The organism is Streptomyces sp. NPDC004561 (genome assembly GCF_053602155.1).
The window spans coordinates 1-1,143 of the sequence record NZ_JBSGDB010000926.1 but is presented as its reverse complement, the minus strand read 5'-3'; the positions used below and the strand labels follow the sequence as shown (position 1 = coordinate 1,143).

General features: G+C 73.1%; 2 protein-coding genes. One reads left to right on the top strand and one right to left on the bottom strand.

The features are described from left to right. The first annotated feature begins 76 nt into the window (after positions 1-76). Positions 77-253, top strand: coding sequence for a hypothetical protein (locus ACWEN3_RS46765; protein ID WP_452984563.1), 177 nt, complete (start codon positions 77-79; stop codon positions 251-253). Between the two features lie 78 nt (positions 254-331). On the opposite strand, the gene ACWEN3_RS46760 is transcribed toward ACWEN3_RS46765, so the two are convergent. Next, positions 332-1,143: PP2C family protein-serine/threonine phosphatase (locus tag ACWEN3_RS46760; protein WP_452984561.1), on the bottom strand; the 812-nt coding region annotated here is incomplete at its 5' end.

Below are 1,143 nucleotides of genomic sequence, written 5' to 3'. Positions count from 1 at the left end.
GCTGGGTCCGCTTTCGCTGGTCCCGCCCTTTGGGTGGTGAGATCCGTTCCGCGACCGTGTCCCGCAAGGGCGGCCGTTGGTTCGTGTCCTTCCTTCCCCGCGGTGGCTCGCGCCCGGCGGCCGGCTGCTGTCCGAGACCAGCGAGCGCCAGGCGCCCGCCGCCGTCGAGGTGTTCAACCGGGCCGGTCTGACGGCCCGTCTGGCGACGTCGGAGGAACTGAACGCGCACGTGGTGATCGGCGTCCTGCCCTGACCGTCCTGCGGGAGACGGCTCCCCAGGTGGCTCCCCCGCCCCGCGGAGCCGTGCCCCGGGCGTCAAGTGCCCCCCGGATCAGGGCAGTTCCTGCGCCCGTGCGATGAGCAAGGCCACGTCGTCGTGGTTGTCGGGGTGGTGCAGGGTGCGCAGGAGCAGGTCGCAGGCCTCCTCCAGCGGGCGGGCGGGATCGTCGAGCAGGGACAGCAGGAAGTCCAGGCGCTCGTCCAGCGCGTGGCAGCGGGTCTCCACCAGCCCGTCGGTGTAGAACACCAGCTCGTCGCCGGGCTCGAAATCGACGGTGACGGTGGTGAACGGGACCCCGCCGACGCCCAGCGGCACCCCCGTGGGCAGGTCGAGCAGCTCCGGCGGACGCCCGGGCCGGACCCGGGCCGGCGGCAGATGCCCGGCGTTGGCGATCCGGCACTGGCGCAGATGCGGATCGTGGACGGCGTACACACAGGTCGCGATCGAGTGGTCCAGGGCCGAGGTCGTCTTGTCCAGGTGCTCCAGCAGCATGGCCGGGTCCAGTTCGAGCCCGGCCAGCGTGGTGGTCGCGGTGCGCAGCCGGCCCATGGTCGCGGCCGCGCTGATCCCGCTGCCCATGACGTCGCCCACCACCAGCGCGGTCCTGCCGCCCTCCAGCGGGATGACGTCGAACCAGTCGCCGCCGACCTCGCTGGTGGCCCCCGCGGGCTGGTAGCGGGAGGCGACCTCCAGTCCGGTCGTCACCGGCGGATGGCTCGGCAGCAGACTGCGCTGGAGGGTGAGCGCGGTGTTGCGGGCGTTCTGGTACCAGCGCGCGTTGTCGATCTGCACCGCCGCCCGCGCGGCGAGCTCCCGGGCGAGCAGGACGTCGTCCTCGTCGAACGGCGCCGGATTGCGGGTCC